The 4,286-nt window shown below is 67.1% G+C and carries 5 protein-coding genes and 1 pseudogene; all 6 read right to left on the bottom strand.

Annotation, left to right across the window (positions count from 1 at the left end; all coding sequences use genetic code 11):
* Nucleotides 1-671: 671 nt before the first annotated feature.
* Entirely contained in the window at nt 672-1,220 is a 549-nt protein-coding gene (locus tag MZTS_RS23375) for a DNA-binding protein (protein WP_192285655.1), read from the bottom strand.
* 91 nt (nt 1,221-1,311) lie between these two features.
* Nucleotides 1,312-1,824: a GAF domain-containing protein gene (locus tag MZTS_RS23370; RefSeq protein WP_192285653.1), complete on the bottom strand. Its 513-nt coding sequence runs from the start codon at nt 1,822-1,824 to the stop codon at nt 1,312-1,314.
* Nucleotides 1,825-1,972: 148 nt separating this feature from the next.
* Nucleotides 1,973-2,521: a hypothetical protein gene (locus MZTS_RS23365; RefSeq protein WP_009865207.1), complete on the bottom strand. Its 549-nt coding sequence runs from the start codon at nt 2,519-2,521 to the stop codon at nt 1,973-1,975.
* Nucleotides 2,522-2,666: 145 nt separating this feature from the next.
* Nucleotides 2,667-2,912, bottom strand: coding sequence for a hypothetical protein (locus tag MZTS_RS23360; protein ID WP_009865206.1), 246 nt, complete (start codon nt 2,910-2,912; stop codon nt 2,667-2,669).
* A 97-nt stretch (nt 2,913-3,009) separates the two neighbouring features.
* Nucleotides 3,010-4,047: a formate dehydrogenase subunit gamma gene (locus MZTS_RS23355; protein ID WP_192285651.1), complete on the bottom strand. Its 1,038-nt coding sequence runs from the start codon at nt 4,045-4,047 to the stop codon at nt 3,010-3,012.
* 61 nt (nt 4,048-4,108) lie between these two features.
* Nucleotides 4,109-4,286 (bottom strand): annotated as a pseudogene (locus tag MZTS_RS23350) (formate dehydrogenase); the annotation flags it as partial.

The raw sequence follows: 4,286 nt of genomic DNA, 5'->3' as shown, positions 1-4,286 counted from the left end.
GCCAGCCACGACAGCCGCGTAGGCATCTCACCGATCACAGGGATCGAGGCTGGGCGCACCTAGCCTCGAAGGGTCGTCCTCACGGGGACGGGCGGGAGGTGAAGCCGGAATAACGGGTGTGCTGGCCTCTGGCCAAGTCCGCTGCCGCATATAGGCTCGCCTCTCATCGGAACGCGATCATGTGGCGGTCATCGTGCAGACCACGGACAGAAGCCAAGAGCCCCGTGGGTACGAGATAAAAGCACGTGAACCGGCCGCCGAGCGCGCTTTAGCGACGGGGGGATGCAAATGCTCGGCTTTTGCGGACTTTTCTACTTGCATTCACGCATTCGTTGGTCTTTTTCTTGGATATACTCAGCAGCAGACTCGTCGTCACATCTGCTGATGCGATCATTGATTGATTTTAATAAATAAAAATACGCGTTATAGGAAATCAATACACCAATCAAGAGGAAGGCTAATGTAAGAGCGTATTTCTTCCATCGCAACGAACTGCGAGCAATCAACATGATGCGCCCTCTGGATCTAATCGACAAAAATTTTGAGGTGGCGCGGATCTTACGGCAAACGCGGTGAGATGGCCCTCTTGACGGCAGGGGCCCGATTACAGAACCCTCTTTTGTCGAAACGGGGAGCCGCCCCGTCCGTAGGACCACCCGAACTCGGCGGGCCTACCAGCACACCCGCGGCAGGCGCCGCTTCCACCGCTCCCCTAGGCGCAGCGTCTCGCTGCCGGTCCTGTCCGGGCGGCGATGCCGGACGAGGGGAGCGGCCTCCGCCGCGGGCCGAGGCAGCTCCGGCTCGACGGGTTCGATCATCGCAGCGTCGCGCTGGACCGTGGCGTCGGGTCGGGCGGCCTCCTTCCGGGGCCTGCCGCGGCGGCGCGGAGCGGTCTCGGCCGGTTCGACGGCCGAGAGGCGGCGCACACGGAACAGCTCTTCCGGCTCGGGGGTCGGCTCAGGTTCCGGCTCCTGGACCTCCACCACGAGAAGGCTCGGCAGGATGCGGCGATGTTCCGGGGCGGTCTCGACCGGGGACGGGGAATTCGCGGGAGCGGTCTCGAAGGAGGGCCACAGCCGCGCGGCTGCCGCTGCGGCTTCGTCCTGCCCGGTCCGCTTGCGCGGCTCCCGCGGCTGCTTCGAGGGGATGGTGATGGAGCGGGCTTGGCCGCTCGCCTTGGCTTCGACGGTGAAGGGCCGTCGAACGCGGTTTCGTAACATTCGAGTCCTGGTACTTGAGATTGGGCGGTGCAGCCGACATCCGTCAGGGTGTGCAGGTTCGGCGAACGGAACAGGCCGCCTGAAAATCCACCTACACCCGTCCGAGCAGGCTTGCGATCGGGTCGGCCTGTCCCGACCGCAAACGGGTCACCGCAGCCGTAGCCGCATCGGCCAAGGCCTGCAATCGTTGCACCGTGCTTTTATCGGGCTCGACCCAGGCACACCAATAGGCGCCGAGCGCGGCGATCGGTGCCGGTGATCCGATCGGCGTCATGACGAGGCTTCGCACCGATTTGGTCTGGTAGGCGGCGACGGGGACGCGCAGATCGTTCCAGATATCGGGCACGATCACGGCCTGATCGTTGAGCATCGTCCATCCCGAGATGCATTCCTCGAGGCGGAACTTGGTGCCGCGCCACAGGGGCATCATCGCATCTTCGGCCACGTAGGCGCAGAAGTCTCCCTCGCGCAGAACCACGGCGATGCCGTCCGCCCCGGCCACCGCGCGCGCCGTATCCCGTAGGACGGCCACCATGTCCTGGATGGAGGCGACGGTCAGCAAGCGCGCGCTGGCCGTCTCCAAACTTGTCACGGTATGCCCCATGAGCCGTCACCCGAGGGCTGCTGCGTGAACCGAGCGGGAAGCTTACAGGCTCGGGGGCAGCGATGCACGTGGGAGGAGAGCACGCCCCGCCATCGGGCGAGGGCCGGTCCCGGCCTCCCAGTTCCCCGCCCCGCTTACTTGCCCCCGCTTACTTGCCGAAGAAGCGGGGGTCGAGGGCGGCGAGGGCCAGAAGGGGCGGCGGCATCGCCACGCCGGCCGTCCGCATCTCGCGGGCTGCGGCGCGACAGGCCGTCTGATCGTCCGCCGCCGCCGCGGTCTCGACCTTCCCGACCAGCGCCGCGTCCGGTCGAGGTCCCGCACCGGGTGTGCCCGGCGCCGGGGGCACTTTCGCCTCGGCATTGGCCTGAGCCAGGACGTTCTTCTGGGCCTTCGGCGCCGTCTCGCCGGAGGGGACCGGGCCGCTGAGACTCGATTTCTGCTGCGGTTCGCCGCCCGAGGAGGAGGGCGAGCCGCTTCCCGACTTGCCGGACGGGTTCGAGACCGCCGTCGCCTGTTGCGGCGGCGTCGCGGCGGCCTGCTTGGCCGGCTCCGGCTGCTTCACGAAGGCCAGGAGTTCCTGGCAGAGATTGGCCGGCTTGCCGGGCGCGGCCGGCGCCTCCTGGGCCGCGGCGGCGCCGACGAGAAGGACGGGCGCGAGGCCGATTCCGAGCAGGCGGGCAAGGGACGGATGCTTCATCGGGCTCGCTCCTAGCGCATCGTCCCGAAAGGTGGTTTCCGGCTTTCGGGAACAGACGATGCGGAAACAAGAATCTCGTGCCTCGTCCGCGATCGGGGAGCCGGTGCGATGCACAAGGGACGGTTGCCGAGCAGGGGATCGGTGCTCAGGAGCGCTTCGGATGCGAGCCCGTCCCCTCGGCCTTGCCGTGGGGCTCGGCTTCCGATCCGAACTCGTCGGGGGCCGGATCGCCGTTCCAGCGCGGGCCGACGAGGTTGGTGCCGGGCTCCGACACCCGCGCGCCGGACGTGGCGAAGGCCTGGTAGGCGAATTTCTGATTGCTCGTGAGCGCGAACATGGCCAGCACCCCGAGGGCGATGGCGGCGATCACGGCGGCGAGGAAGGCTTTCATCGTCTGTCTTCCGTCTATGGCTCCCCGCCGGACCGGGGGCCGGTTCGGCGAGGGAGAAGCGTCTCGGGGCAACGCGCCGGGGCGGTCTCGGGCCGCGTCACTCCGCCGGGGCCGGATGGCCCTTGAGCTGCGGCCCGCTGGCGGTGCGCGCCTGCTCCTGCTCGACCCAGAGGTCGTGGTGGACGCGGGCCCAGGCCAGATCGACCTTGCCGCTGCCCATGGCGTCGTAGGCGCCCTCCATGCCGAGCGTGCCGATATAGATGTGGGCCAGGATGCCGGCGATGAAGACGATGCCGATCAGCGAGTGGATCACCTGCATCACCTGCATCCCGTTGATGTCGGTGAGCGCGAACGGGAACAGCATCATCAGGCCGGTGACGGCCATGGCGGCGCCGAAGCCGGCGACCATCCAGAACACGCCCTTCTGGCCGGCATTGAAGCGGCCGGCATGGGGATGCTTGCTGCCGATGAAGCCGCCGCCGGCCTTGATCCAGGCCCAGTCGATCCGGTTCGGGATGTTGTCCTTGATCCAGAGCATGACCATGAAGGCGACGCCGAGCATGAACGGCCAAGCCAGGTAGACGTGGCTGTACTTCGCCCATTGCGCCAGGGCGCCGAAGGCCTCGGGACCGATCAGCGGCATCAGCAGGCGCTTGCCGAAGATGTAGTTCAGACCCGACAGGGACAGGATGATGAAGCAGACCGCCGTCATCCAGTGGGTGAAGCGCTCGAAGGCGTTGAAGCGCAGCAGCTTCTTTCCCGATTCCTGGCTGTGCTCCATCATGATCCGGCCGCGGAACAGGAAGAACGCAGCCAGCGCGGCCAGCATCCCGAGGATCACCAGCGCTCCGATCCAGGGCAGCCAGCGCTCGCGGAAATTCTGATATTCGCGGCCCTGCGGCTGGATCAGGTTGGCGGCCTTGCCGTCGGGAATCGAGATCCGGCCCCGGATCTTGGAATCCTGCTTGAACAGGAACTCCTCGTTGACGGAATCCGCCGTCGGCCGCGCGCCCATCGGGTTCTGGCCGTCGGCCTGGATCGGGTTCTGCGCCTGGGCCGGACTGAGGGCGCCAGGCACAGCGAGGAGCGTCACCGCCAGAAGGAGGGTGCTGAGGAAGGTCGTTGCCCGCCGCATCGGCGTTCCTTTCGAAGGCTCGTCACATCGCGCGGGCCCGGAGGCCCGCGCCGGCATCGGCTCAGATCGCGACGGTCTCGCGGTAGGCCGTCTTCCAGCCCCAGGCGCCGGAGCCGTAGCCGCGCTTGATCACCCGCTGCTTGTAGATCTCGGCGATCATCTCGCCGTCACCGGCCAGCAGGGCCTTGGTCGAGCACATCTCGGCGCAGAGCGGCAGCTTGCCCTCGGCGAGGCGGTTC

This window comes from Methylorubrum zatmanii, from assembly GCF_014845115.1.
Taxonomy (GTDB): Bacteria; Pseudomonadota; Alphaproteobacteria; order Rhizobiales; family Beijerinckiaceae; genus Methylobacterium; species Methylobacterium zatmanii.
Note: the sequence above shows the minus strand (reverse complement) of the source record. Positions and strands in the feature narration are given on the sequence as shown.